Raw genomic sequence first — 24,376 nt, 5'->3', positions numbered from 1 at the left:
TTGGAATGTGCCTTTTGGGAGAGCGCTTGAAAGCCGGAAAGGCGGTAAACGACAGGAACACAGCAAAAGCAAGATGGATGGATCGTGCTTCAGTGTCGTTCAGGATGAAAACGTTCAGCTCGAAAGGTAGTGGTGATGCGTACCAGAGCTGGAATAAAGACCAGCAAAGAGCTGTTGCAGTGAGAACACGGGCAGCTAGACCCCTAGGGTTGCGAGCCCCGGTGTCAGCATCATTAACAATTTCAGACGCGCTCTGTTCAGTGGTTTTGTTTTCAGGCAAATGTGTTTGTCCTGATAGGGATATGTCAGACATAGTTCGTTACCCAGGCCAGGGGTTACCGAAAAGCGAAAAAACAGTGCTTATGACACCGTGTCAGATCGGTAATCCAGGTTGACATCAGTAGCCTCTGTGGAGGTAATCCAGGTCAGTTACTGGTGAATCCTTCATGCAGGTCGGGGGCATGAGGAGCAGATGGTTCCGGGAGAAATCCCGGAACCATTACCGGGGTTATTTAATCAGTCCGGCTTCTTTGTAGTAACGGGCAGCGCCGTTGTGGAGAGGGGCGGAGAGGCCATCTTTGACCATCTCTTCTTTCTTCAGGTTGGCGAAGGCAGGATGTAGCTTGCGGAAGTCGTCAAAGTTATCAAATACAGACTTCACGATCTGATAGATAGATGCATCCGGAGTCTTTGTGGAGGAGACGAAAGTTGCGCCCACACCAAAGGTGGTGGTGTCTTCAGGGTTGCCCTGATACATGCCACCAGGAATGGTCGCTACGCGATAGTAAGGGGCGTCGTTAATCAGCTTGGTAATCGCGGGGCCCTGAACGTTAACCAGAACGGTATCGCAGGAAGATGTTGCTTCCTTAATGGAACCATTTGGGTGACCAACTACGTAAACCATGGCGTCGATCTTGTTGTCACACAGAGCTTTGGACTGCTCAGCCGCTTTCAGTTCAGTAGCCAGTTTGAAATCTGTGGTCTTCATGCCATAGGCGTCCATCACTACTTCTATGGTGCCACGCTGACCAGAACCAGGGTTGCCGATATTTACACGCTTACCTTTCAGGTCTGAGAAGTTTTTGATACCAGAATCTTTGCGGGCAACAACGGTGAAAGGTTCTGCGTGAATAGAGAATACCGCACGCAGGTCTTTGTTTGACCCTATTGTCTCGAACTTGCTGGTACCGTTAAAGGCATGGTACTGCCAGTCAGATTGGGCAATACCCATGTCCATCTCACCTGCACGGATGGTGTTCAGGTTGTAAACGGAGCCGCCGGTACTTTCAACGGAGCAGCGGATACCATGCTCTTTACGACCTTTGTTCACCAGGCGGCAGATAGCACCACCGGTAGGGTAGTAAACACCGGTTACACCGCCTGTTCCAATAGTCACGAATTGCTGTTGAGCCGCAGTGGCAGGAGTGCTGAGGGCAGCAACGGTCATACCCGCACCGATAGCCGCAAGTGAGATTTTTTTTAGTAAAGACATAAGTGTCCCCCGGTTTTTAATGATTATTACGCTTCCGGTGAAAGCTTGTTATTCAGTCAGTATCCATCCGTGTTGCACGCTGACTGATTCCGGAGAGCGCTGAGAATGATCTCTGTATCTCTTTTCTTGTCTGCGAAGGGCTGGTGACAAATATGCACCTGTAATAATGCTATCTTCGCTAATATTGAATGAGGTCTATGCTGACCTATTTCTGCATCCTAACAGTTATTGGTACTAGGAGTGAACACTCACATGGCTGTCGTTTGACTGAAAAGTGCTTAAAAAACGAGCAAAACGCTGGTTGGGTGAGTAGTAAATTACAACTTTTTGCTGTGTTGTTCAGTACGAAACAGGTAACCGTGAGAATGTTTGTGGGAGGAAATAATCCTCCCATAGGGATGATATGCGGAGTATTTTTTCTAAATGTTGATAAAGATCAGTTTATCCACAGCATTTTTTGTATTTCTTGCCGCTACCGCATGAGCATGGGTCGTTACGCCCGGGAGCTTTTACTGACTGTATTGGTAGGGTTGGATCAATAAAAAACCAAATTCCATTTTCTTTTATAAAGCTGGAGCGTTCTTTGTGTTCCTGTATCGCTTCAACGGGAGGCAACTTGAAGCGAGCCAGGAATTCCACTTCACCGTTAACATCTTTTTCTGTCCCGGCGGCAGTGTCCAGAATAGATAGACTGATCCACTGAGTACGATCTGCCCAATCCTGCATTTCGTTCTGCTTTAGCCCGGCTTGCTGTTTGGGCCAAGTGGTTTCGAATAGATAATCAATTAATCCAAGAGACCAGCCAGCGTAACGTGAACGCATAAGTTGCTCAGCGGTTTGAGCTGCGGCTTTTCCTTCGTGAAGGGGAGCGCAGCAGTCACTATAGGCTTTTTGGGTGCCACAGGGACAAGAGGATATTTTAGTCATAGCTCTAAGAATAACAGTACAGAGTGCGAATTTGTGAAACCGATAAAGGGCAGGTTATAGTCGATGCAGAAGTAATGAGTCGAGACGATATAAAACTAATAGTCAGTAAGGGGAAGAGATGAAAGTTATGCTTGCAGTTGGGCAGCTGGTCACGATTTTGTTCTGGGGAGCTGTGATTTCTACTGGATTTATCCCTTGGTCGGCCCCTTTAGATACGATTGTTCCTGCTCTTGGAGGATTAGTGTTTGTCGCCCACCTATTGGAGGTTGTGATTTGGCAAAAACGTATTCGTTTGATGAGTGAGCACCTGGCTTCCGATAACATTAAAATTTTGATTTTTGGATTTTTCCATATGGCCACCATGTTGCAAAAACAGGCAGAATTACAAGAAACGGTTAAAGTATAATCCGCCTGTACCCAATTATTCTGTCTGTATTTGCAGTCCTTGCCCGTACTGATCTTGCCCGTACTGATAGAGTTTCTGGGCAAGGATGTGTTGCTGAATCTTTCACAGTGTTTTCAATGAAGGCTTCCACCGGAAGCCAAATATCAATTTCAGCTAAAAGGTGAGCCTGTTGCACTGGGTGGAATGTAGCCTTTCTCCCAAGGCTGAGTCTGAAAACTTTCCAGGGTCATACCACTCATTGTTACCCAGCCTTCACCAGTCTTGTTGCAGTCATCAGTAAATGAAAACGTGTACAGGCGGCCAAAGGTTAACTTTCCCGATTTTTGGTCACGCTGAATCCAGCAACGCTGTTGAGTTAATGAAGTGGTGAGCATGTGAAGGTTCTCCTTCAGGCACGCTTGTGCGGTGAGAGAAATTGAACGACGCTTGATGAATACCGTCTTCCAGCAGAAAACCAAAGCGCATACTGTGATACCAAGTATCAATACATCCAGAAGCGACATAAACCCCTCTTGTTTTATAGATAAGCTGCCGAAAATCCTGAGGGAAAAATGCCCGGTTAACAACAAGAATTTTACTTCCGGTTGTTGCAACAGAAAGAGTTGTCTTATTCGATGAAAGACTGATTGGCGTACGTTTCTGAAAGCGTATACTCCTGTCACTTTTCAAGCAGAGCGTTAACAGTTATGTATCGCATAATCGTTTCTGACATTTTTGGAAGGACAGCGACGTTAGAGAAAATGGCGAACTCGCTCCCGGGAAATGTAGAAATCTGTGATCCCTACGATACAGGTGTTTCATCCTTCGAAAGTGAGCATGAGGCTTATAGCTGCTTTTCTTCGAAAGTTGGGTTGAATAAGTACGTTGAAAAGCTGGCGCGCAAGGTGCGTTCATTACCAGGTGCGGTAACCCTTCTCGGGTTTAGTATGGGGGGCTCTGCAATTTGGCGGCTTTCCAGCACCCATGGACTTAAGAATGTTTCTGGCGCTGTTTGTTTTTATAGTTCACAGGTTCGGCATTACTCGACAGCCGTACCGAATTTCCCGATACAGATGATTTTTCCCAAAGAAGAACCCATGTTTTCGGTTTCCCGAATGATGGAAGTTTTAGCAACTACACCGCAGGTGGATGTATCCCACTCTTCTTATCTCCATGGCTTTATGAACCCCCAATCGCAAAATTATAATGAACAAGGCTATCGAATGTATTCTCGGGCTCTGAATCGTGTTCCTGCAGATCAATGCTTTACATCATGTGATTGGGATGAATCGAAGCTGGAGCCCGGTGAGGCGTATCCGCTGAGTTGAAATACGGAATAGAGTATTTTTTCACTACTGCACATTTATACAGTAGAGGTATACTAGTGGTTCTCTGTTTTATTACCCGTTACGGTTTCCTTCATGTCTCAGGTGGCACCGGCTCTTCGCCAGACAATCCAGAAAGCCTACAGTCAGTTTCTTGATAAAAAAGAGCTGAAACCTCGCCTTGGGCAAAAAATCATGATCGCCGAGATTGCCAAGACAATCGGTGTGATTGATATGGATGATGACGGAAAACGCACCTCAGAATCAGCAGTTTGTGTGATAGAAGCGGGAACGGGTACTGGTAAAACGGTGGGTTACACTCTCGCCGGTATTCCTTTGGCTCAAGCTGCAGATAAAACTCTTGTGATTGCTACTGCAACTGTGGCGCTGCAGGAACAGATTCTCAACAAGGATCTTCCTGAAATCAGTCAGCACAGTGGGTTGAAATTCACAGTTGCTCTGGCCAAAGGTCGACGGCGTTACATCTGTGTTCAAAAGCTCGATACTTTGCTTCAGAGCACCCAGGCCAATTCTGCGACCATGACTTTGTTTGCTGAGGAAGGTTTCAATATTGATTTGGATGAAGAATCCACCCAGTTTTACGAAACCATGGTAACGCGTTTGGCTTCCGGGAGCTGGGATGGGGACCGGGATAGTTGGAAGGATACTATAGATGAGCAAGACTGGATGGCACTGACCTCCACTCATGCTCAGTGTACGGGGCCTAAGTGTCCGCACTTTAATGGCTGCCCATTCTATCGGGCGCGAGCATCTCTGGATAAGGTGGATGTTATTATCACCAATCATGATCTGGTGCTATCAGATTTAATGCTCGGCGGTGGCGCTATTCTTCCTGCGCCTAAAGATTGTCTCTACATTTTTGATGAAGGCCATCATCTGCCAGATAAGGCGATCAGCCACTTTGCTCATGATTCCCGTTTAAACGACACTGCACGCTGGCTGGATCAATCTGCCAAATTGTTAGGGAAAATTCTGGGCTCTCATGCACTGCCTGGAAAAATTGGTGAATGGTTTGAGCAGTTGGAAGGCAAGTTTCAGGAGTTGAAAGATGAGCAGGCATTGATGCGTGAAGCCCTGTTGTCTGTTGCAGATTTTAAATCGACTGGAGAGTCAGAAACAGGCCGCTCTATGGTTTACCGTTTGCCTGATGGCGTAGTGCCTGAAAGCATTCGGGAAATGGCTGGCAAGATGAAAGCGGGTTTCAGCGCATCCTCTGATCTGGCAGACCGTATTGTCAGTGAATTGAAAGCGGCTCTGGATGGTGATGTTCCCGGTGTTGATTCTTTGCAGGCGGAACAAATTCTTCCCCCTATTGGTTCCTTATTGGCACGTTTACAGGGTAATCAGGAACTCTGGTTATCCTGGAGCCAGCTCGATGTTGAAGGCCAACCACCATCCGCTCGCTGGATTGAACTGAATGAATATAACGGCGCACAGGATTTAACGGTAGCCAGTAGTCTGATTCTTGCTGGTGGACTGCTGCGTGATGTGCTTTGGAATCATGCCTGGGGGGCGGTGGTTACCTCAGCAACACTGGCAGCTCTTGGACGTTTTGATCGCTACCGCATTCGTTCTGGTGTTCCTCTGGAAAGTCGATGTGAAAGTGTGCCGAGTCCTTTTCATCACAATCAGGCTGGAAAACTGGTGATTCCGAATATGAGTTCTGATCCGAGTCGTGCCAGTGATCACACCGATGAATTGATAGAAACACTCCCCAAGCTGATGGAGATCGCTCAGGGAACATTGGTGTTGTTCTCATCTCGCCGACAGATGAAGGATGTGTTTTTCGGCCTTGGTCGGGAAGAGCGTGAGGGAGTAATGATGCAAGATGATTACTCCAAACAGGAGTTGTTGCGCTTGCACCGAGAGCGAATTGATGAAGGGAAACCAAGCACAATCTTTGGTTTGGCCAGTCTTGCAGAAGGGATTGATTTGCCGGGCAAATACTGTGAACACGTAGTGATTGCCAAAATTCCTTTTGCCGTTCCTGACGATCCGGTAGAGGCTTCACTTGCTGAATGGGTCGAAGCCCGTGGTGGCAATCCGTTTATGGAAATATCTGTGCCTGATGCGGCTGTTCGCCTTGTTCAGGCCAGTGGTCGATTGCTCCGTACAGAGCAAGACAGGGGGCGTATAACTGTTTTGGATCGCCGTCTGGTGACCCGGCGTTATGGGCAGGCGCTCTTAAATTCTCTGCCACCTTATCACCGGGAAATCGCCTGAATGTGCGCGATTAACGACTGGCCGCCAGATAAATGCCTGCGCCCATCATAATGCCACCGGCAGAATAGTTCAGTCGTTTCACAGCTTTCTCAGTTTTAAGAAGTTTACCGGCTTTCGCAGCGGAAAAAGCTACCAGCATAAGCCCACACATCAGCGCATTGTTGAACTGGCTTCAGCTTGTATATCTATATGGCTCTATGTGAGAAACATGGAAGGAATTATTATTAACGGTATTTTCATCACCTATCCGTGTGACTGATTGTTGAAGAGCCAAAACCCTTAAGCTCTGGCTCTCTCATTGTGTACTATCAGGAACAGTTTGCCAGACCTTGGCATTCTTGTGGAAGAAGAGGTGCCGGTGGCATGTCAAAACTCCCTGTAAATGTTTCGCGCTGATTTATCACATCAACTTCAATTCTGGCTGGGGTTCCCCAGAAAATAGCTGTTACGCTGTTGTCCTTATATTGTTTATCCAGAGTTTGCAGCATACGATTTTCACTGTCATATCCGCGTACTGGAATAATATCACTGCTGAACACATTGGCAGGCTGACCGGATTTCACTTCTACCTTGTAAATACTTTTGCCTGGGTTTGTCACAGCTGAATTATTTGAAGACAGACCATAACTGCTTGTCATCATGACGATAGGGTAATCAACGGTGAATGTTCCTTTAGCGTTATGGAAGTCAATGGGGTTCTTATCGGCTGTATCCACAGGTTTAAAGCGATACTCCTGAATACTATTTTCCGGAGAATAATCAATCTTTTGTCCCTGCTTATCAAACAGTTCAACGTCCCATTTGATTTTCCCATAGCTGCTGTTTGTGCAGCCAGGCATGTTGAGACTGACTTCAGGAGTATTAAACCCGAAAACGGCATGGCTTCTTCCCGCAACAGCTTTGAGCGTACTTAAGTCGGCTTGCTGTGCAGAACTGCAGAATGCAGGTTGGTACTTTTCCTGGTAACGACTTGTTGTTATGGGGCTGCGCAGTTCACCAAAGAATGTCTCTGGTTTGTTATGAGTTCGAACGGGCAGTGTTCTGGTTACAGCTTTGTCAGCTAAAAACAAAGCAACACTGGCAATTGTGCCTTTGTACTCAAAGTTCATATCCCTTTTGATGAGCTCAGGGTTATCAGGTGAAGCTGGTGATGAGCCAGTCATCCTTGATGCTTGCTTCAGTGGTTTTCCGTTTTTGTTCAGGGCGAAAACACTTAGCTTGTCGAGATCTTCTTTATTGCCTTTTACTGTCAGGCTAAGAGAGCCAGTGCCCCGGCTGTTTTGCATAATCACTTCAAGGGCACCGAGAGAGTGACTGTTTCCTGCATCGCTATCAGTAAGGGTGAGTGTGTGATATCTGGTTGGTAGAGTAATGGTTGCCATACCTTCAGCTTTATCAATCTGCGAAGAACCAGGATTTGCTGTCAGCTTGATATCACCAGTCATCGATGTGTTGCTAAAGCCCCAGGATGTAAACTCTGTAGCTTCTCCGCTCTGCAGAATATTATTGCCCGATTTATCCAGCACTCGCTGCCAGTTGGCTAATACTGACAACCCTGATGCGTTAGGTATATAGAGGGTATCAACCTCAACACCCAGCTCATTGTTAAATTGCATTCTGTTGAAGAAGGCGTTTTGTAGTAAAAGGAAAGCCTTCTCAACCTGCTCTGGTGAAAGGGTTGCGGGCAAAGTCTGATCGACAATTTCATCCACCAGTGTCTGTGCAGGTTGTGTGGCAGTCACAGAAGTTAGCTGAGGGCTATTCGCAGGATTTTGAGAAGCCTTTACCGAAGCGATATGAAATTCACTTAATTGCCAATGGTTGCTGTTGAAGTGGAAATCCAGAAACACTTCTCCAACCTTTACCCTGTAGCTGTTCAAGCTGGTGAAATAAATCAGTGGGATTTCAAGGTTGGATGATTCGGTTTGCTCACTTGCCTGATCATCCGAAGGTGGCTGCTTTTTTGAATCCTGAGCGGTCTGCTTAATATTTCCTGTTTCCAACAGTTTTGCCAGAACATTGGGCTGCATAAAGGTATCAACGGTTTTATTGACGACCTGTGTTAGCATTGCAGATATTAATGTCTTGGCTATTGGATCGGCATCTTCAGCCTGCTGTGACATGTATCCGGTCAGCGATTCTTTCAAGCTGCCTTTAAATCGTGGAATATCAATCCGCTGCGCGACTTCTTCCTCTGTCATATCAGGAAGATTTTTTACAAAACTCCAAGTGAGAATGTAGGGAGTTACTAATGCTATTGCGAAGATGGCTATAAATAGCAAACAGCCTTTTTTGAGCATCCGTCATTCCTTTATTGTGTATTATTTTTGGTGGTTATGGTGCCACGATTTCAAAGAAAATAAGTGAACTGTTTTGCCATTGTTGTTCACGGTTTCAGTCATTGTTGTTGGTTTGGTCATCCTTCAGGATGCCAGCATTCTGTTTTATGAGTGAAACCTATGCCGGTTCGGGGACAATATAACTTTGATGGTGGAAGTCATTTAGTTGAGGGGATTCGCATAGGGCGCGTGGATGCAGGCATTAATACCACGTTTATTATTTATCGTATTGGCGACACTGTGATTGATTGTGGTCCCCCGAATCAATGGGAGGAGGTGAAGGCTTTTATTGAACGCGGACCGGTGCGTCAGTTATTAATTACTCATCACCATGAAGATCACAGCGGCAATGGTTCACGAATAAAAGACATAACTGGGGTGACGCCTTTTGCTCCAGAACTGGCGCAGGCCAAATTGGCTGCCGGTTATAAGGTCCCACCCTTGCAGCGATATATCTGGGGTTCTCCTATTCCTGTAAAAACTGTGACTTACCCTGATGAAATGACTCTAAGTGATGGCAGTCCAATCATTCCTGTTCATGTTCCCGGTCATGCCAAGGATTTAACTGTTTTCTTTTTGCCGAAACAGAAGTGGTTGTTCAGTGGCGATCTCTATGTATCCAAATCACTGAAGATGTTCCGTAATGATGAGAACCTGAGCCAGCTCATGAGCAGCATCAGGCGGGTTCTGGATCTGGATTTTGAGATTTTGTTCTGTCCCCACCGCGGTATTGTGGAAAATGGGCGTAAGGCTATGGAGGAGAAGCTGCAAAATCTGGTTTGGCTTTGCAGCGAATCTCAGAAGCTGGATAAAGCGGGATTGTCTTTGGCAACCATAACCCGAAAGATTCTTGGCAGGGAAGAAATGGTGTCATGGCTGTCGGGCTATAACATCAGCCGACGAAACCTTATTCGTGAAGCCTTGAAGGTTTCTCTTTAAGGCAGATGAAGGGAAACAGAGAAAATGCTTCCCTTTATTGCTCATCACCTATGATAGGGCTGGCTTTCAGCCACTCACCGATAAGCTCTTTGGCTCTATCTGCATCAGCAATATCTGCATATAACCCAATCAGGTCGTGGGCGGGGAGTTCGCCAGTTGCTCCCTGAAGAAATGTGCCGCCCACATGGCAGTGGATGTGATGGCTTATGAGCATATCTTTTAAACACTCAGCTTCCATAGAATCTTTTGGGCTGTAAATTTTAATCATTTTGGCAACATCTGTTCGAGGCTTTCAGCCAGAAGTTTAGCTCTGCTTTGCTGGGCTTCCGATAGAGAGTTCTGCACTTTATCTCTCAGGGTAAGAGCCTGATCTTTTATTGAGGAGTGTTCCTCGCCGGCCAGGGTTAACCACACCCAGGCAGAAATCTGGTTGCTGTCAGTTCCTTCACCCCGGTGGTATGCGTTACCAACCCGATAGCGGGCTTCAGCATCTCCGGCACGCGCCGCTTCAACGTAAAGGTTGAAAGCTGTTTCCAGATTCTTGCCAATGCCTTGACCAGTGCGATAAGCATCAGCCAGTTTGCGAGTAGAGACGACATCACCTTTATTAGAAGCCGCTTTAAGCTCTGCTACCTCTGAAGATGGCTGTTTTTGAATATTAGCCGCCTGGGGTGGCGTAGCCAGAGTCAATCCAAGTGCAAGTACAATGGCTGCACTGGATGCCGTACCGAAAAACCGGTTGCGATATTTCATAAATCCCTCTCAACGGCTCATAAGACTTGTTTGTTGCGCACCATTATTGTGCGTCGTTGTGCGTCTGTTTTAGCCTTTCGGGATTATAACTCTAACAGCAGAACAGTTCTTTCTATTTGTACAGCAGGCGTTAAGCATGTACCTTCTGTCTGTGTACATGCAGAAGGGTATATACCTTAACCGCATGCTGTTACAAAGGATACTCAAAGGCTACTGGCCGAAACAGAACTTGTACGTCGGTAGCCATATAATACTCGCTAGTTACAGCTGACACAGATCCCCTTGCTTTCTATGCAATCCTTTGAAGATATTCGCCCCTATGATGATCATGAGGTGGCGCCAGTACTGAAGCGGCTGGTGAGTAATCGCCAACTGTTGAGTGCTATCGGGCATTTTTATTTTCCTGATGTGCCGGCTGTTTTACGCAACCTTCTACAGCCTCTGGTTGCTTGGCGGGTGCGAAAAATGGTTGCTGATGTAAAGGATGTGTATAGCCTGCAACAAAGTATTGCCCCTTTTCTTGAGCGGGTTGTTGAAAGAACTGCCAATGGCCTGAGCTGGTCTGGCTTGGAAAATCTGACCGATAACAAACCCTGCCTGTTTTTGAGTAATCACCGTGACATAGTGATGGACCCCGCACTGGTGAATTACACGCTATTCAAGGCTGGAAGGGATACGGCACGCATAGCGATAGGGGATAATCTGCTGAGTCGACCTTATGTCAGTGATCTGATGCGCCTGAACAAAAGCTTTATTGTTAAGCGTTCTGTATCCGGGCGGAAGGAGAAGTTACTGGCACTGCATCAGCTATCAGCTTATATCAGTCATTCTATTGCTGATGGGCATGATGTCTGGGTGGCCCACCGTGAAGGAAGAGCTAAAGACGGTGATGATCGTACTGACACTGCCATCCTGAAAATGCTGTATATGAGTTTTCGCCATGATAAGCGCAGCTTTAGTGAACTTATTGAACACCTGAATATTGTTCCTGTTTCTGTTTCTTACGAATATGATCCTTGTGCTGTTGCCAAAGCAATAGAGCTTGAAGAGCGGGAAGTAAAAGGTGAATACAACAAGGCGGAAGATGAAGACCTGAACAGCATTGTAACGGGAATTGAGGGTTTTAAAGGGCGCATGCATGTTGCCTTTGGCAAGCCGATATCCGCAGAACTGGACACACCACAGGCTGTTGCAACAGCTATAGATCAGCAAATGCATTCCCTCTACCGCCTGTGGCCTTCGAACTGGCTGGCCAAAGATATTCTGGAAAGTCGTGATGTTCATGGTGATTGGCGTGATAACTTTAGTGAAGCCGAACTCGCTAAGCATGAAGCGTTGTTTCAGCAGCAGCTGAATCGATGCCCGGAATATGCCAGACGGTTGTTTTTAAAGATTTATGCCAACCCGGCTATTAATAGTCTTACCCTGTAAACGGCTTCCTCATCTTTTATGTACAAATTGTGTTTTTTTGTTCCGGAAGAACATCTTGAGAGAGTGAAAGACGCTGTTTTTGCTGCCGGGGCCGGCCATATCGGGCGTTATGACAAATGTTGCTGGCAAACCAAAGGTGTTACTCAGTTTCGTCCTCTTGAGGGCAGTCGCCCGCACACCGGTAAGAATGAAATTCTGGAAACTGTTTCAGAGTTCAAAGTTGAGATGGTGTGTGTGGATGGCAGTGTGGATGCGGTTATAGCTGCACTGCGAAAAGCTCACCCTTACGAAACTCCGGCCTTTGAAGTCTGGAAGGTTGACGACCGGAGTTGCATTTAACCCGGGGTTTTAAAAGCTCAGAACCTCATCGCGCAAAACAAACTGTTCCCGGTTTCTGTCTGCGAAAAAGAATTCAAGTGTTCGTGATACCGTCCGGAATGCCAGATCATCCCAGGGGATTTCATCTTCACTGAACAGTGCGACTTCCAGACTTTCCTGCCCTGGAGAAAACTCTGGCTTCTCCAGCTCTGCCCGGTAAAACATATAAACCTGACTGATAGAAGGAATGCTGATAATGGTATAGAGCTCTTCACGACAGGTGCGAGCGCAGGCTTCTTCCCAGGTTTCTCTCCGGGCGGCTTCCAGTGTGGATTCTTCATTTTCCATAAAGCCTGCTGGCAACGTCCAAAGCCCTTTGCGAGGCTCTATGGCCCTGCGACAAAGAAGAATCTGATCATCAACAATAGGTAATGTCCCAGCGATGATTTTTGGGTTTTGATAGTGAATTGTCTGGCATGCTGTGCACACATGCCGTTCCCTGTCATCGCCTTCTGGAACAATCAGTGTTACCCGGGTGCCGCACTCACTGCAGAAATTCATGGTTTCCCTGTTCTCTTGTCTCCCTATTTCAGTGTGCCAGATTCGAATAGATTGGCAATACTGTTGATTGGGAACCCTGTCGTTCTGTTGTTGTCCAAGGTTTCCGATTCTTCCAGTTAATGTGTTGATGTGCCTATCTTTATGCTGGTCATTTTTTTTACTTTCATTGTTTTGTTTTTCCCTGTGGGGCTGTTTGCGGGGAGTCCTGCCTGTATTAATGGGTTTAAAGTGTTGCCTGACGACGGTGTTACGCTCCAGAGTGCACAGAATGAGAATAAGTTGAGAGTGGTGGATGATGGTGTTTATCGCTCCCTTTTCTTTCGCCATACCGATGGTGGTGAGTTGCTGGGAAGCCAGATCAACCTTATGCAGCCAGAAGTTCCAGTGCTGTCTGATACAAGAGAATTATTGGCATCCTTCCTGCTTGCGCCAGAACAAGGACATGTGATGGTGGTGGGCATGAAAAATATCGGTTTAATTAAATTTCTTCGTAGCTTCACACCAGCACAGTTTATTGATGTGAGCGACAGTGACCCTTCTATTATCTCAGCCGCAGACGCTTATTTTGGTTTGCGGTCTGATGATCGTTTAACTGTTCGCCAGGATATAAATCTGGATTATCTGCTCAGTCGTCCAGAAGGCACCTATGATGTTGTTTATCTGGATCAATTCTCTGTAGATGACAAGGGGCGCAGGTTGTCAGGCATTTTTCCAATTCTTCGTGAATCTGGGATTCTGCGCGCTGTTCGTGAACGATTGAATGAAACTGGTGTGATGATGGCGGTACTCCGGGGAGATCGAAGACGTGTCGAAAGAGATATTGACCAGGTGATTCAGGAATTTCCCCATGTGTTTGTATGGGATGCACAGGAAGAGGGCAGTGTTGTGCTGGCAGCAGTGAAACGCAGGCAGATTGTGAATCCGCTGGTGTTTCGGGAGCGCGCACGAAAACTGGATCAAAGGGCAAATTCCGGTTTTTCATTTATCCGGTTTATTGACCCGATGGTTGCTGGAGAGTACCGGGTGATGGGAATCTGATGTCGCTGTCACAGAATCGGCATGTTAAGGTGATAGTATGTTTTTAAGAAGTGAATCATTGGGGAGAGTCTTGCACACTCCGCGCAGTAGAAAAGACAACTATAATAAGACGGGCACGGATGCACGCGATCATATGTTAAATACAATTCGACAACAGTTAACTGAACACTCTCCTAGAAAGCTGGCTCTGGATATGCCGGAAGCTGCAGTTCTTATTGCGCTGACCTGTGGTGACAAAGAGCCGGAGATTATTTTTACCCGCCGCTCAAGCCGGTTGAAAACCCATAGTGGTGAAGTTGCCTTCCCTGGAGGAAAGCGCGACCCGGAAGATAATGATCTTTCCCACACTGCGCTCAGGGAATCCCATGAAGAGATCGGCCTGCCTTCCGAAAGGGTTGATCTTATCGGCCCTGTCGGGGACGTTATTTCCCGTTTTGGTATCAAGGTGACCTCTTACGTGGGTGTTGTAGATTCTGGTGTGGAGCTGGTAGCCAATCCTGATGAGCTGGATCGTATTTTTCGGGTGCCGGTCAGCTATTTCCTCGAGGCGGACACTTTACGCACTGATAAGCTGAGCTATCGTCATATGACTTTCCATGTGCCAGCTTGGCAGTATGGCGAGTACCAGATCTGGGGGCTTACGGCGATTATGTTGGTGGAGTTCCTGAATGTGGCTCTCAATGCCGGGATTCCCCTGAATGTTCCCCAGATTAATGGGGATCGTGTGGAAAATGGGCTGTGGTCGCGCCGGGCCTGATGCCAGCTGGAGCTTATTCATGTAAATAGAATTAAAGCTTACAGATACCTATCTTCGTCAGGGATGTAATGAAGGGGGCTGTTTCTCATTAGTCAACTAAAAGTTCGCAGGCTGAAACCAGAGGGAATCCAGAGGGAATATTGTGTGTGCCTCTGTATTTGGTAGCTATCCAGTTTATCCGAATATTCAGTTAACAGCGCAGCTATCTTACGTTGATGCTGATGTCAATATTGCGCAAGGGCGCCTCGGGGTTGCCTGGAGCTTCTGATAATAAGGTTGATGATCATTCTTTGGGGTGATCATTAACCTTACACGGCTTTTCAGGATTAATGGTTCCTTTAATTCCTACAAAACTTCCCGTATCCCCTCCAGCCCAGCAATCCACACAGGTTTTAATATGCTGGCGGCACAGTTGGCTGGCTGGTGAATCGTATTTCCCAATATCATCGGTTGGCTCAGAGAATGGCCGGAAAGTGTAACGATCATAAACGCCAGTGGTTCTAATCAACCCGTGAATAAAAATATTGGTGCGGGGAATTTGATAAGCACTACCTTCTCTTTCGTGGCTGTAGCAGGCGATATAACCACCGGGGCTTCCTGTATACAGATTGAAAACATTTACAGTTCTAAAACTGTAATCCGGAAACAGGGTAAAACCTTTTCGACCTTCATTGATATGTACCTGATGATGTTCGCTCAGAACTTTGGATTCAAAATATGCTCTATTGTGTTCTGCGTTACCTGAGCAAACCTTTAGAGGTTGTTGGGAGATTTCTTCGAAATGAACAAAGCTTCCGGCTGCAAAGCTGGATAGCCAGAATACAGTGATAGTAGAAATCAGCTTTTTCATTGCAGGCCTCTTCTTTGGGCAAGGGTTGAAAAGACTAGCTGTTAGTTGACATTTGTCTGTTGTCCGTAAGCTTTTTAAGTTCTTGTTTTGTGTCTGAATTGGAAGGTTTGTGACCTTAGTGCAAGTCGTGTAACGTCATGAAAGCAATCAGATCTGGAGTGTAATAGTGATTTATCGTTTGGGTGAGAAAGCTGTTGATATTCAGGGTGAGGATTGGTTTGTGGCGGATAATGCCACGGTTATTGGTTCTGTTGTTTTACAGAATAATGCCAGTGTCTGGTACAACGCGGTTGTGCGGGGTGATAACGATCTCATCACTATCGGTGAAAACAGTAATGTGCAGGATGGCTCGGTACTTCATACGGACGCTGGTGTGCCTCTCACCATCGGTACAGGCGTAACTATCGGCCATAAGGTGATGCTTCATGGTTGTGAGGTTGGTGATTACAGTCTGATCGGTATTAACGCTGTGATTTTGAACGGTGCCAAAATTGGCAAGCATTGCATCATAGGGGCGAATGCTTTGATTCCTGAAGGTAAGGTCATCCCGGATGGCTCTGTGGTAATGGGCTCTCCAGGTAAGGTTGTTAAAGAAGTGGGTGCACCACAGAAAACCATGCTGGAGCTTTCTGCAGCACACTATGTGCAGAACTTTAAGCGCTTCAAACAACAGCTAAAAGTTGACGAACGTTTTTTGTAATCAAATGATTGCAGGCAATGGTGATCGTAGCACCCGGTAGGGTGGGTGATGCGTTTGCATGTTTGAGAAATAACGAATATGGGGCGTAACCAGTTTCAAGGAGTCATAGCTGGGAGTATGACCTTATGGGTATCCTCTACCGTGGAGTCGGGGTCATTTCGGTCGGCCACAAGAGGATGGGTGTCGTCTTTATTGCAGTATTACCGGATAGTGGAAAGTGGAAAGTGAAAGTCTACAGTTGCTTCGGTACCGGCAATGCTGAGTTCGATGCCTAATTGAGAACGCCCCCTGGTGAGTGAATTTTTTTCACCACCGTAAGCACTGGAGCCAGTGCAGAGAAAAAACGCCCAGAGGTAGAGCGAAAGAGAAGAGCGTGACGGGATTCCATGACATGAAGTTCTTTGATGAAAGAGCTCAAGGGAGTCGATGGAATCCCGTTGTTCCAGATTTATTCCTTCATCCAGACCTTGACAGTTTTCACCATATTATCCCGAATCTGCAGAATCTCCATACGGTAGCAGTCTACTTCCAGACAAACACCGGATTCGGGAATTTCTTCCAGATGTTCTGTTATCAAGCCATTCAGGGTTTTGGGGCCGTCAATGGCAAGTTCCCATGACAGAGACTTATTGGTTTCCCTAATGCTGGCTGAGCCGTCGATAATATAGGTGCCATCTTTCTGGGGGGTGATGTCCTGACTGATGTCGTCTACATCTGTAGTGAAATCGCCAACAATTTCTTCCAGAATATCTTCCAGTGTCACAAGGCCTATCACATCACCGTATTCGTCAACTACGAAGGCGGACCGGAGCTTCTTCTTCTGGAAGTTCATCATCTGCGTATGCAGAGGAGTAACTTCTGGCACGAAATAGGGGTCCGAGGTTTCATTAAGAAGAACCGCGCGAGTGATCTCTTCAAGGTTCAGCAATTTGGCAACATTGCGCATATGCAGGATGCCAATAATATTGTTGATATCACCTTTGTAGACGGGGATGCGGGTGTGTTGGGCTGTCCGCAACTGGTCGAGAATGTCATCAATACCTTCTTCGATATTGATACCCACGATCTCGTTACGGGGGATCATAATGTCATCCACTGTAACATTCTCCAGATCGAGAATGTTACTCAGCATGCCTTTGTGGCGGGTGGGGATCAGTGTGCTGGCTTCATTCACCACGGTACGCAGTTCCTCGTGGCTAAGCTGGTCCCCTGTTGCATTTTCAGGATTAACCCGCATCAGGCGAAGTAAGCCGTTGGAGATGGTGTTAGCCATCCACACCATTGGATACAGCAGCCACAGCAGCGGCTTTAAAATCAGTGATGAAGGGAATGCGAAACGTTCTGGGTGCAGGGCCGCTAGTGTTTTTGGTGTGACTTCACTGAAAATCAATACCGCCAGTGTTAGCAGAAGGGTTGCTGCCGCTATGCCGCTGTCCCCCCATACTCGTATGGCAATAACCGTTGTGATGGCTGCAGATAGATTGTTAACAAAGTTGTTGCCGATCAGGATGACGCCAATCAAACGATCGGGGCGTTTAAGAAGTTCACTGGTGCGAATTGCTCCTTTGTTGCCACTGCGAGCCATATGGCGCAGGCGGTAGCGGTTCAGGGCCATCATCCCGGTTTCGGAGCCGGAAAAGAATGCGGAAAGTAATAGCAGAAAAACCAGTACGCCCAGCAGTATGCCGATGGGTGCTTCGTTCAAGGTGGTGCGCTCTCAGTTAATAACAAGATCAAGGACAAATTTGCTGCCAAAAAATGCAAGCATCAAAAATGCAAAACCGCTCAGGGTCATGCGGATAGCGGTGCGTCCGCGCCACCCCATAAAGCTGCGCCCGGCGAGGAGAATGGCGAACATTATCCATGCCATAACCGCCAGAATAGTTTTATGGGCTAAATGTTGAGCGAACATATCATTCAGGTAAGCAAAACCGCTGCCTAAACACAAAGTCAGAAGAATGAGACCTGCCCACAAAAATTCGAACAGCAGCTTCTCCATAGTTTGCATGGGAGGAAATGCCCGAATGATTCCAACAGGGTGGTGGTGCTTGAGGTGATTTTCCTGGTAAGCCAGAAGCAGCGCTTGAAAGGCCGCTACGGTTAATGTGCTGTAGGCGAGAATAGAAACAATAATATGGGCAACCATACCGGCGGAGCGGTTAGATAAAATGGTGGACTGCGCTGTAATTAGGTCGCTGGTAGCAATCGCCGCAATGGCCATTGGTAGCAACACAATGAGAAGGTTTTCTACGGGCTTACGAATGCTACTGAGTAGAATAATAAGAATAACCATCCATGAACTGAGAGAGCCCACAGCGAAGAAATTCAGGTTGATTCCTGCTTCAGTATGAACAACATAATAAATGCTGAGTGCCTGGGCAATAGCTCCCCCCAGGGCAAATAGCTGAACTGCTAGCTTATTTATGCTTTTGCCCTGAATGCGTAACCACTGACTGAGCGCGCTAAGGGTATACAGAATAATTGCTAGGGCGCTTGGCACTTCTACTGACATTGGCTCACCTTATCCATAGTGCACAGAGTGTGGCATAACCCGTGTCGGGGGTGAAGGGGGAGTCACCCTAAGGTTGCAGTAATCGTTGTTCAAAAAGTGTGTAAATGTACTTTTCCAGACTACGCAGCCCCGGATCATTATCTTGAGAGATAAAAGCGTTGATCATATCTCGCTCCGTATCTGAGATAGTAGAGTTACTGAGTTCCTGCCCCAGAGAGCGATAGCTGCTCTCCAGCTTTGGGATCAAAACATTTTCGGTAATGTCTCTTTTCGCCTGCTCATCAAAACCATCAAAGGCGATGCTGTCGATCCGTGAAGCCAGTGCTTCCAGGCGTGGGTATTTGCGCGCCAAAGTTTGCAGGTCGGCATTGCCTGCGAGAATAATGGTGTCTGGCAGCCGTATCTCAGTCTGGAGGAAAGGGCTGTAAAACTTCCGGTTGGTTGGATCCAGAAGTTTGAGCATAAAACCCAGAACATCCCGGGAGTCCTTGTCGTCAGCGGTGAGCAGACGATCAAACTCATCAATAAATAAAACCTTGTTGCTGTGGTTTACGGTATCCCGGGAAGGTGTGTGGGCGATGGCTTCCAGTAGTCGGCCGGGCTGCGGGTTGATGTCTGTCGAAGATGTGCCAACAATGTCTTTGATAGAGGCGCCGTCCAGAATAACGCTTGTCAGCCCTGTACCCATGGCCTTGGCTAATTTTTTCACTGCATAGGTTTTTCCTGTGCCTGGAGGTCCATGGAAGTATACGGGGTAGTGTCCCTCAAGCTGTGGAGTCATCTTTTGCAGATAAATTTCGGTTTTGGCAAAACGCTTCAGACGGTTAATGACATCGGGTGAAAAATTTTGGAGAGCCTCGGTGATTGCTGTCTCATTGTAATCGAGATTTTTGGTATGCAGCGGCAGGCGCAGGGCTATATCAAGTACCCGCTCAAGGCGTGAAAAGCCGTCGGCTGTGGGAGTCTGCCAGTAGTTGTAGAAAAGATCGTTTTCTATATGTTGCTGGATAGATGATGGTAAGAGCAGTTTCTTGCTGCCGTATTGGTAAATGAGCGGTTGTTCGCTGAGTAGTGGAGGATTGATGGCATAGGCCGCTCCAAAGATAAAGTAAACAGTGGCTGAAAGCAGGGTTGTACCAAAAATGGCAGAAATACTGGTTAACGAACTCAAAACAACCGGGTTGAAATTGGTGACTGTTTTTGCCAGATAAGCACGATTCCACCCAATAATGCCAGCTATAGAGCCATAGAATATTGTAGTGCTAATAAGGCCTGTGATGGGGTCGTGCCGTGTGCTGTGCCAATACCTGTTCGTTGTTTCAGTTAGCCCCATCTCGACTTTTTCGTGGATATCTGCCTCTTCGTACTCCCTGAGGGTCTGCAACTGGTTCAGCTCATCAAAAAAACGCTTTTCTCTCAGAATATCCCGGATGGTTGTTCTTTGGGCCTGAGCAGGGTTAAAACCTGCAATTTCTATATCCCCCCTGGCAGCGCCCGATAAAAGCAAGGTTGCTGAAAGTAAAAGTATGACTATCTGCCTGGTTGTTTTTACCCAATTCATAAGCGGTCGCTATTGGTGATCGACTTGGGATTATCGTCCAACTGCGGTGAAGTTGCTGTGTTGTAATTTTTGATTTTGTAATGTTTGATGAGCGCCGGTGACAAGTCCCATGGCTTTCGGGGTGCAGTAATGGTCCGGGTGCGGGTATAATCACTCTTTTATATATGAACGCTTGGAGCCGACTGCCTCGATTTTGGAATCGGCTCCCGAGATCAAGAGAGCGCCGGATGTTCGAGAACCTTTCTGATCGCCTGTCAAAGACACTCCAGCATGTCACCGGCCAGGCGAAGCTAACTGAAGATAATATCAAGGACACCCTTCGGGAAGTCCGCATGGCGCTGCTGGAGGCTGATGTAGCTCTGCCAGTGGTCAAGGATTTCGTTAGCCGGGTCCGTGAGCGGGCTATCGGTCACGAAGTCCAGCAAAGCCTGAGCCCGGGCCAGATCTTTGTGAAGATCGTGAATAGCGAGCTGATCGAAGTGATGGGGGCTGCCAACGATGAGTTGAATCTGGCCACCCAGCCGCCAGCTGTTATTTTGATGGCAGGTTTGCAAGGGGCGGGTAAAACTACCTCTGTGGCCAAGTTGTCGAAATGGCTTCAAGAGCGCAAGAAAAAGTCCGTGATGGTCGCCAGTGCCGATGTTTACCGTCCGGCGGCTATCAAGCAGTTGGAAACTCTGGCAAAAGAAGTGGATGCGGATTTCTTCCCCTCCACAACAGAACAGAAACCCATTGATATCGCACGCAATGCGATTCAGGATGCCCGCCAGAAGCACATTGATGTCGTTATCATTGATACTGCAGGCCGTCTCCATGTTGATGAAAGCATGATGGGCGAGATTAAAGACCTGCACGCAGCTATTAATCCTATTGAAACCCTGTTCGTGGTTGACGCTATGACCGGTCAGGACGCCGCGAATACTGCCAAAGCCTTTAACGATGCACTGCCTCTGACTGGTGTGATTCTGACTAAGGCCGATGGTGATGCTCGTGGTGGTGCAGCGTTGTCTGTTCGCCATATCACTGGCAAGCCTATCAAATTCCTGGGTATGGGTGAAAAGATCGAGGCGCTGGAACCTTTCCACCCTGATCGTATCGCTTCCCGTATTCTGGGTATGGGTGACATTCTGTCTCTGGTGGAAGAAGCAGAACGTAAGCTCGACAAGAAAAAAGCCGACAAGCTGGTTACCAAGCTAAAGAAGGGTAAGGGCTTTGACCTGGAAGATTTCAAAGATCAGCTGCAGCAGATGAAAACCATGGGCGGCATAGGTGGCCTGATGGACAAACTGCCTGGCATGGGTAACATGGCTCAGATGGCTCAGAATCCACAAACAGATAAAATGTTTGTGCAGATGGAAGCTATTATCAACTCCATGACTCCGAAAGAGCGTCGCCAGCCTGATGTGATCAACGGTTCTCGCAAGAAGCGTATCGCTGCTGGTTCCGGTACTCAGATTCAGGACATCAATCGCTTGATCAAGCAACACAAGCAGATGGCCAAAATGATGAAGAAGATGACCGGCAAAGGTGGTATGGCCAAGATGATGCGTGGCCTTGGCGGCCTGAAAGGCCAGATGCCCGGCGGAATGGGTAGCATGGGCGGAATGGGTGGCCCCGGCGGCATGTTGCCTCCTGGTGGTGGTAAGAAGTTCCCGTTCTAAGTCTCTCCAGCTAAAAATATCCAGGTAGAACATCAAGCCTCATCACATTCTGGTGAGGCTTTTTTCTTTCTCTGATAAAGAGCTTTCAAACGGTGTCGGTTGTTCCTGATCTGCGATAGCCATCATGTGGGCAACGGAAATATATGTTTTTGGGGAGACATTTGTTGAGAACCTTAGGTCTCCCGTTTCATCTATCAAACGGCCAATAATTTTAAACATCAGGCCAGTATAATCCCCAGTCAGATTGATAACGTGGAAAGGCCTGTGTAGAAAGTCTTTTTGGAGTGAAAGTGCGAGAGGGCGTAGGCACTCTTCAGCTTTTTGGAGTTGTTGGGGCGGCATGGTATCCAGTCCAAGTTCTAAATAGGAGTCGTTGTTCTCAAGTGTTTGCTTATCCCTCTGTAAGAGATTGCGTAATGTGTTGGGGTCACTGCTTTTTTCATACCCCACAAAGCATGAAAAGGTTTGTAGTTGGTATTTCTCCTTTTTCGATGGATTGAAATACCAAGTGATCAGGCGCTGGCTAGTGAGGCTAAACTGTATTGTTGGAGACTCTTGTAGCTTCATAAAATCAAAGAGATTTTCTTCGGAAAGGGGCAGGGCGTATTCGTTATATGTGTTGCGTCGTCTAATCATTTCGACCACACGGCGATTGCGGGATTGCTCCGATATCCTTAAGGCGTGCCTGGCGTTTCCAAGGATCATGAGAGCATTCTGCAAAGTTTCAAAATTGTACCGGCTTTGTTGCAAGAGTGAATCATGGAGGTTAGAGATTGGAGGGAGCGAAGTTACTAATTCCTCATGCTTGGCGAGAAGTGTATGAAGGTCCTCTATGATCCGGGTCATATAGTTGGTAGCTTCTTTGAGACGTTCTATTTGGTCGGGGTCGAAGGGGAGTGAGTTTTGCCTGTACGCCTCCATAATGGTGATTTGTGGGTCTTGGCCCTGAATGCCACCTTCGGGCCGTGGGGGGTTCCAGTTTTTACGAAAATTTTCATATACGTTTCCAATGAGCATGGTTGTCCAATCATGGTATGATATTGCGCGGTTATGTAATGCGACATGTTTGGTGTTTTCACTGCTGGGGAGGGTAAGTATTTCGTCATAACAACGAATAGCTTCCTGGTAATTGCCTGTGCATGCGTGCACATTTGCCAGGTTTCCAAGGGCCGTGGTTTGAGCGTTTTTGTTTTTATCATGAGTGGCATGTGCATGGGCAATGCCGTAGTTCTTGCGAGCCTCTTTGTAGTTGCCCAGGGTTAGGTGTGCGCTGCCAAGACTGGATGTTGCACAAGTTAACAGGTCCGGTATATGAGAGTTGGTCAAGGCCAGTTGGTGGGCAGCTTTGGCGTGCTCCAGGGCTTCCTCTCCATGATCAAGGTTCGAATGAGCCATAGCTAAGTGATGGTGCAGGTGACACATTTGACCTGCGTCGTTGAAGTGTTTAGCAAGCTCAAGGCTTTCCTCAAAATGCTTTTTGGCCTCTTCAGGATTACCTCGCTCGAGATAAAAGTTACCTATATCCCTGGCTACAGTTTGTTTCTGTTTACTGTCTGCATGGTGTAATGCGTTTTTAAATTCAAATCCAGCTGCTCGGGGATCTCCTGTCAGGTCGAGGATTCGAGCGAGCTTGGAGTGAATAGTCGAGCGAGGAGTTGGTTCAATACATGCTTCTTCCATGAAATTATCATAAGCATCGAAGGTGTCGAGAGCAGTTTTTAGCATGTGTTTTGCTTGATTCGGGTCTTTCCTGGCGAGGGCAATGTCAGCCAGCATCAGATAAGCGGCTGGCTTGGCTCCGTGAGGGGTGATCAGCCCAGTAAGTTGGTGAAATGTCTTTTGTGCATCGTCATATCTGCGGAATTTGTAAAGTGCCCAGCCGTAAATGTATGTGGCGATGGCCCAGTTTATGGGGAGAGCGTTGTTCCAGTCTGCCTGAGTAAATCTGATTGTCTGGTGGATGACCTTAGTGAAGTTGCCGACAGAATAGAGTGTGATCAGTTCGCCTATATGGGTGTCGACGCTGGAGGTCGGTGCAGGGGGTGGGATGACGGACAGGTTGGACATATGCTGTATCGTTGTGTTCACAGTTATGTTCGTGACGAATGTTACATTTGTTATGTGTGGTCTGTTCCAAGGGAATATGCCTGATAACAGGCTTCTCTCCTTTTCGATAAACTGAACCGTCGGGATGGGGGTATTTACAACGATGGTGTTCACTGTGCTGTTGATATGGTTACCGTGCTGTTCGTGTAATAAATTTGTCCGTCGGTCACTTAGCAGTCTTGCCTGTTTTTCACCTTCCTGCCGTGCTTCCTGCTGTGCATCAAGCATCTGTCTTTTCATCATTATTGAATTCATCAGTGGCGGCAGGGGGACGTATCCGGGTTTTTCGGTTGAGGCGTGTGCGGCATTAAGCGACAAGATGAATATAATTAACTGCAGAGTGATAAGTGTGTGACGCTTGACTGCCTGTACAGACGGTTTCATTTTCTGCCCCCAGAACCGTACTCTTATCAAGGGGAAGCAGTATAGAATACAGTTCGATAAGTGGCTGGGGTGTTGTCTATGAGTCGCCAGAAT

General features: G+C 47.2%; 23 protein-coding genes and 1 pseudogene. 10 read left to right on the top strand and 14 right to left on the bottom strand.

What is annotated here, in order from left to right:
* From QMA35_RS05145 to QMA35_RS05135, 3 genes and pseudogenes are all read right to left on the bottom strand, one after another.
* Positions 1–313, bottom strand: a pseudogene (locus QMA35_RS05145) (C4-dicarboxylate ABC transporter); the annotation flags it as partial.
* Between the two features lie 195 nt (positions 314–508).
* Positions 509–1,492, bottom strand: coding sequence for a TAXI family TRAP transporter solute-binding subunit (locus QMA35_RS05140; RefSeq protein WP_281646061.1), 984 nt, complete (start codon positions 1,490–1,492; stop codon positions 509–511).
* Between the two features lie 441 nt (positions 1,493–1,933).
* Positions 1,934–2,419, bottom strand: coding sequence for a YchJ family protein (locus tag QMA35_RS05135; protein ID WP_281646060.1), 486 nt, complete (start codon positions 2,417–2,419; stop codon positions 1,934–1,936).
* 118 nt (positions 2,420–2,537) lie between these two features.
* On the opposite strand from QMA35_RS05135, the gene QMA35_RS05130 reads away from it, so the two are divergent.
* Complete coding sequence (locus QMA35_RS05130; protein WP_281646059.1) at positions 2,538–2,825, top strand: DUF1145 domain-containing protein; 288 nt, start codon at positions 2,538–2,540, stop codon at positions 2,823–2,825.
* 149 nt (positions 2,826–2,974) lie between these two features.
* Here the strand turns inward: QMA35_RS05130 and QMA35_RS05125 are convergent, their stop codons facing one another.
* Positions 2,975–3,328: a DUF3301 domain-containing protein gene (locus QMA35_RS05125; protein ID WP_281646058.1), complete on the bottom strand. Its 354-nt coding sequence runs from the start codon at positions 3,326–3,328 to the stop codon at positions 2,975–2,977.
* A gap of 183 nt (positions 3,329–3,511) precedes the next feature.
* Between QMA35_RS05125 and QMA35_RS05120 the strand changes: the two genes are divergently transcribed.
* Both QMA35_RS05120 and dinG read left to right on the top strand, forming a co-directional pair.
* Positions 3,512–4,132 carry a dienelactone hydrolase family protein gene (locus QMA35_RS05120; RefSeq protein WP_281646057.1) on the top strand — a complete coding sequence of 207 codons (621 nt, stop codon included), beginning with the start codon at positions 3,512–3,514 and terminating at the stop codon, positions 4,130–4,132.
* Positions 4,133–4,225: 93 nt separating this feature from the next.
* Complete coding sequence (dinG, locus tag QMA35_RS05115) at positions 4,226–6,373, top strand: ATP-dependent DNA helicase DinG (RefSeq protein ID WP_281646056.1); 2,148 nt, start codon at positions 4,226–4,228, stop codon at positions 6,371–6,373.
* Between the two features lie 10 nt (positions 6,374–6,383).
* Here the strand turns inward: dinG and QMA35_RS05110 are convergent, their stop codons facing one another.
* Positions 6,384–6,512: a hypothetical protein gene (locus QMA35_RS05110; protein ID WP_281646055.1), complete on the bottom strand. Its 129-nt coding sequence runs from the start codon at positions 6,510–6,512 to the stop codon at positions 6,384–6,386.
* Between the two features lie 169 nt (positions 6,513–6,681).
* Positions 6,682–8,673 (bottom strand): DUF2939 domain-containing protein, encoded by a 1,992-nt coding sequence (locus QMA35_RS05105; RefSeq protein WP_281646054.1) that lies wholly within the window; start codon positions 8,671–8,673, stop codon positions 6,682–6,684.
* Positions 8,674–8,832: 159 nt separating this feature from the next.
* On the opposite strand from QMA35_RS05105, the gene QMA35_RS05100 reads away from it, so the two are divergent.
* Positions 8,833–9,651 carry an MBL fold metallo-hydrolase gene (locus QMA35_RS05100; RefSeq protein WP_281646063.1) on the top strand — a complete coding sequence of 273 codons (819 nt, stop codon included), beginning with the start codon at positions 8,833–8,835 and terminating at the stop codon, positions 9,649–9,651.
* 34 nt (positions 9,652–9,685) lie between these two features.
* On the opposite strand, the gene QMA35_RS05095 is transcribed toward QMA35_RS05100, so the two are convergent.
* The gene (locus QMA35_RS05095; protein WP_281646053.1) at positions 9,686–9,919 is read right to left on the bottom strand and encodes a DUF2007 domain-containing protein; all 234 of its coding nucleotides are present in this window, start codon (positions 9,917–9,919) and stop codon (positions 9,686–9,688) included.
* Positions 9,916–10,404 carry a hypothetical protein gene (locus tag QMA35_RS05090; protein WP_281646052.1) on the bottom strand — a complete coding sequence of 163 codons (489 nt, stop codon included), beginning with the start codon at positions 10,402–10,404 and terminating at the stop codon, positions 9,916–9,918. The genes QMA35_RS05095 and QMA35_RS05090 overlap by 4 nt, the downstream gene beginning before the upstream one ends.
* Before the next feature lie 291 nt (positions 10,405–10,695).
* Here QMA35_RS05090 and QMA35_RS05085 point away from each other — a divergent pair, with 291 nt between their 5' ends.
* Both QMA35_RS05085 and QMA35_RS05080 read left to right on the top strand, forming a co-directional pair.
* Entirely contained in the window at positions 10,696–11,835 is a 1,140-nt protein-coding gene (locus tag QMA35_RS05085) for a 1-acyl-sn-glycerol-3-phosphate acyltransferase (RefSeq protein WP_281646051.1), read from the top strand.
* Positions 11,836–11,853: 18 nt separating this feature from the next.
* Positions 11,854–12,174 (top strand): NGG1p interacting factor NIF3, encoded by a 321-nt coding sequence (locus tag QMA35_RS05080; RefSeq protein WP_281646050.1) that lies wholly within the window; start codon positions 11,854–11,856, stop codon positions 12,172–12,174.
* Between the two features lie 9 nt (positions 12,175–12,183).
* Here the strand turns inward: QMA35_RS05080 and QMA35_RS05075 are convergent, their stop codons facing one another.
* On the bottom strand, positions 12,184–12,714 hold the full coding sequence (locus QMA35_RS05075) for an NUDIX hydrolase (protein ID WP_281646049.1): 531 nt from the start codon (positions 12,712–12,714) through the stop codon (positions 12,184–12,186).
* A gap of 141 nt (positions 12,715–12,855) precedes the next feature.
* Here QMA35_RS05075 and QMA35_RS05070 point away from each other — a divergent pair, with 141 nt between their 5' ends.
* Complete coding sequence (locus tag QMA35_RS05070; RefSeq protein WP_281646048.1) at positions 12,856–13,752, top strand: hypothetical protein; 897 nt, start codon at positions 12,856–12,858, stop codon at positions 13,750–13,752.
* Positions 13,753–13,885: 133 nt separating this feature from the next.
* Positions 13,886–14,509 carry a CoA pyrophosphatase gene (locus QMA35_RS05065; protein ID WP_281646047.1) on the top strand — a complete coding sequence of 208 codons (624 nt, stop codon included), beginning with the start codon at positions 13,886–13,888 and terminating at the stop codon, positions 14,507–14,509.
* Positions 14,510–14,792: 283 nt separating this feature from the next.
* Here the strand turns inward: QMA35_RS05065 and QMA35_RS05060 are convergent, their stop codons facing one another.
* Positions 14,793–15,359, bottom strand: coding sequence for a hypothetical protein (locus tag QMA35_RS05060; protein WP_281646046.1), 567 nt, complete (start codon positions 15,357–15,359; stop codon positions 14,793–14,795).
* 166 nt (positions 15,360–15,525) lie between these two features.
* Between QMA35_RS05060 and QMA35_RS05055 the strand changes: the two genes are divergently transcribed.
* Entirely contained in the window at positions 15,526–16,059 is a 534-nt protein-coding gene (locus QMA35_RS05055) for a gamma carbonic anhydrase family protein (protein ID WP_281646045.1), read from the top strand.
* A 448-nt stretch (positions 16,060–16,507) separates the two neighbouring features.
* Here QMA35_RS05055 and QMA35_RS05050 read toward each other — a convergent pair whose 3' ends face one another.
* The 3 genes from QMA35_RS05050 to QMA35_RS05040 all read right to left on the bottom strand — a co-directional run bounded on the left by QMA35_RS05050 (position 16,508) and on the right by QMA35_RS05040 (position 20,132).
* Positions 16,508–17,764, bottom strand: coding sequence for an HlyC/CorC family transporter (locus tag QMA35_RS05050; RefSeq protein WP_281646044.1), 1,257 nt, complete (start codon positions 17,762–17,764; stop codon positions 16,508–16,510).
* Positions 17,765–17,776: 12 nt separating this feature from the next.
* A complete protein-coding gene (gene ccsA / locus QMA35_RS05045; protein ID WP_281646043.1) occupies positions 17,777–18,571 on the bottom strand; it encodes a cytochrome c biogenesis protein CcsA in 795 nt (264 codons plus the stop codon).
* A gap of 67 nt (positions 18,572–18,638) precedes the next feature.
* On the bottom strand, positions 18,639–20,132 hold the full coding sequence (locus tag QMA35_RS05040) for an AAA family ATPase (protein WP_281646042.1): 1,494 nt from the start codon (positions 20,130–20,132) through the stop codon (positions 18,639–18,641).
* A 227-nt stretch (positions 20,133–20,359) separates the two neighbouring features.
* Here QMA35_RS05040 and ffh point away from each other — a divergent pair, with 227 nt between their 5' ends.
* The gene (gene ffh / locus QMA35_RS05035; protein WP_281646041.1) at positions 20,360–21,793 is read left to right on the top strand and encodes a signal recognition particle protein; all 1,434 of its coding nucleotides are present in this window, start codon (positions 20,360–20,362) and stop codon (positions 21,791–21,793) included.
* 42 nt (positions 21,794–21,835) lie between these two features.
* On the opposite strand, the gene QMA35_RS05030 is transcribed toward ffh, so the two are convergent.
* Positions 21,836–24,283 (bottom strand): tetratricopeptide repeat protein, encoded by a 2,448-nt coding sequence (locus QMA35_RS05030; RefSeq protein ID WP_281646040.1) that lies wholly within the window; start codon positions 24,281–24,283, stop codon positions 21,836–21,838.
* Positions 24,284–24,376 lie beyond the last annotated feature (93 nt).

The organism is Parendozoicomonas sp. Alg238-R29, assembly GCF_947331445.1.
Lineage (GTDB): Bacteria > Pseudomonadota > Gammaproteobacteria > Pseudomonadales > Endozoicomonadaceae > Sansalvadorimonas.
This window is presented reverse-complemented; position numbering and strand designations above follow the sequence as displayed.

Excerpts from the sequence above, each read along its gene's own strand:
- QMA35_RS05100 (WP_281646063.1), top strand. The coding sequence starts at position 8,833 with ATGCCGGTTCGGGGACAATATAACTTTGATGGTGGAAGTCATTTAGTT.
- QMA35_RS05070 (WP_281646048.1), top strand. The coding sequence starts at position 12,856 with ATGCTGGTCATTTTTTTTACTTTCATTGTTTTGTTTTTCCCTGTGGGG.
- QMA35_RS05135 (WP_281646060.1), bottom strand. The coding sequence starts at position 2,419 with ATGACTAAAATATCCTCTTGTCCCTGTGGCACCCAAAAAGCCTATAGT.
- QMA35_RS05090 (WP_281646052.1), bottom strand. The coding sequence starts at position 10,404 with ATGAAATATCGCAACCGGTTTTTCGGTACGGCATCCAGTGCAGCCATT.
- QMA35_RS05085 (WP_281646051.1), top strand. The coding sequence starts at position 10,696 with ATGCAATCCTTTGAAGATATTCGCCCCTATGATGATCATGAGGTGGCG.
- ccsA (WP_281646043.1), bottom strand. The coding sequence starts at position 18,571 with ATGTCAGTAGAAGTGCCAAGCGCCCTAGCAATTATTCTGTATACCCTT.
- QMA35_RS05095 (WP_281646053.1), bottom strand. The coding sequence starts at position 9,919 with ATGATTAAAATTTACAGCCCAAAAGATTCTATGGAAGCTGAGTGTTTA.
- QMA35_RS05140 (WP_281646061.1), bottom strand. The coding sequence starts at position 1,492 with ATGTCTTTACTAAAAAAAATCTCACTTGCGGCTATCGGTGCGGGTATG.
- QMA35_RS05040 (WP_281646042.1), bottom strand. The coding sequence starts at position 20,132 with ATGAATTGGGTAAAAACAACCAGGCAGATAGTCATACTTTTACTTTCA.
- QMA35_RS05065 (WP_281646047.1), top strand. The coding sequence starts at position 13,886 with ATGTTAAATACAATTCGACAACAGTTAACTGAACACTCTCCTAGAAAG.
- QMA35_RS05030 (WP_281646040.1), bottom strand. The coding sequence starts at position 24,283 with ATGAAACCGTCTGTACAGGCAGTCAAGCGTCACACACTTATCACTCTG.
- QMA35_RS05060 (WP_281646046.1), bottom strand. The coding sequence starts at position 15,359 with ATGAAAAAGCTGATTTCTACTATCACTGTATTCTGGCTATCCAGCTTT.
- QMA35_RS05075 (WP_281646049.1), bottom strand. The coding sequence starts at position 12,714 with ATGAATTTCTGCAGTGAGTGCGGCACCCGGGTAACACTGATTGTTCCA.
- ffh (WP_281646041.1), top strand. The coding sequence starts at position 20,360 with ATGTTCGAGAACCTTTCTGATCGCCTGTCAAAGACACTCCAGCATGTC.
- QMA35_RS05105 (WP_281646054.1), bottom strand. The coding sequence starts at position 8,673 with ATGCTCAAAAAAGGCTGTTTGCTATTTATAGCCATCTTCGCAATAGCA.
- dinG (WP_281646056.1), top strand. The coding sequence starts at position 4,226 with ATGTCTCAGGTGGCACCGGCTCTTCGCCAGACAATCCAGAAAGCCTAC.
- QMA35_RS05080 (WP_281646050.1), top strand. The coding sequence starts at position 11,854 with ATGTACAAATTGTGTTTTTTTGTTCCGGAAGAACATCTTGAGAGAGTG.
- QMA35_RS05130 (WP_281646059.1), top strand. The coding sequence starts at position 2,538 with ATGAAAGTTATGCTTGCAGTTGGGCAGCTGGTCACGATTTTGTTCTGG.
- QMA35_RS05120 (WP_281646057.1), top strand. The coding sequence starts at position 3,512 with ATGTATCGCATAATCGTTTCTGACATTTTTGGAAGGACAGCGACGTTA.
- QMA35_RS05110 (WP_281646055.1), bottom strand. The coding sequence starts at position 6,512 with ATGCTGGTAGCTTTTTCCGCTGCGAAAGCCGGTAAACTTCTTAAAACT.
- QMA35_RS05125 (WP_281646058.1), bottom strand. The coding sequence starts at position 3,328 with ATGTCGCTTCTGGATGTATTGATACTTGGTATCACAGTATGCGCTTTG.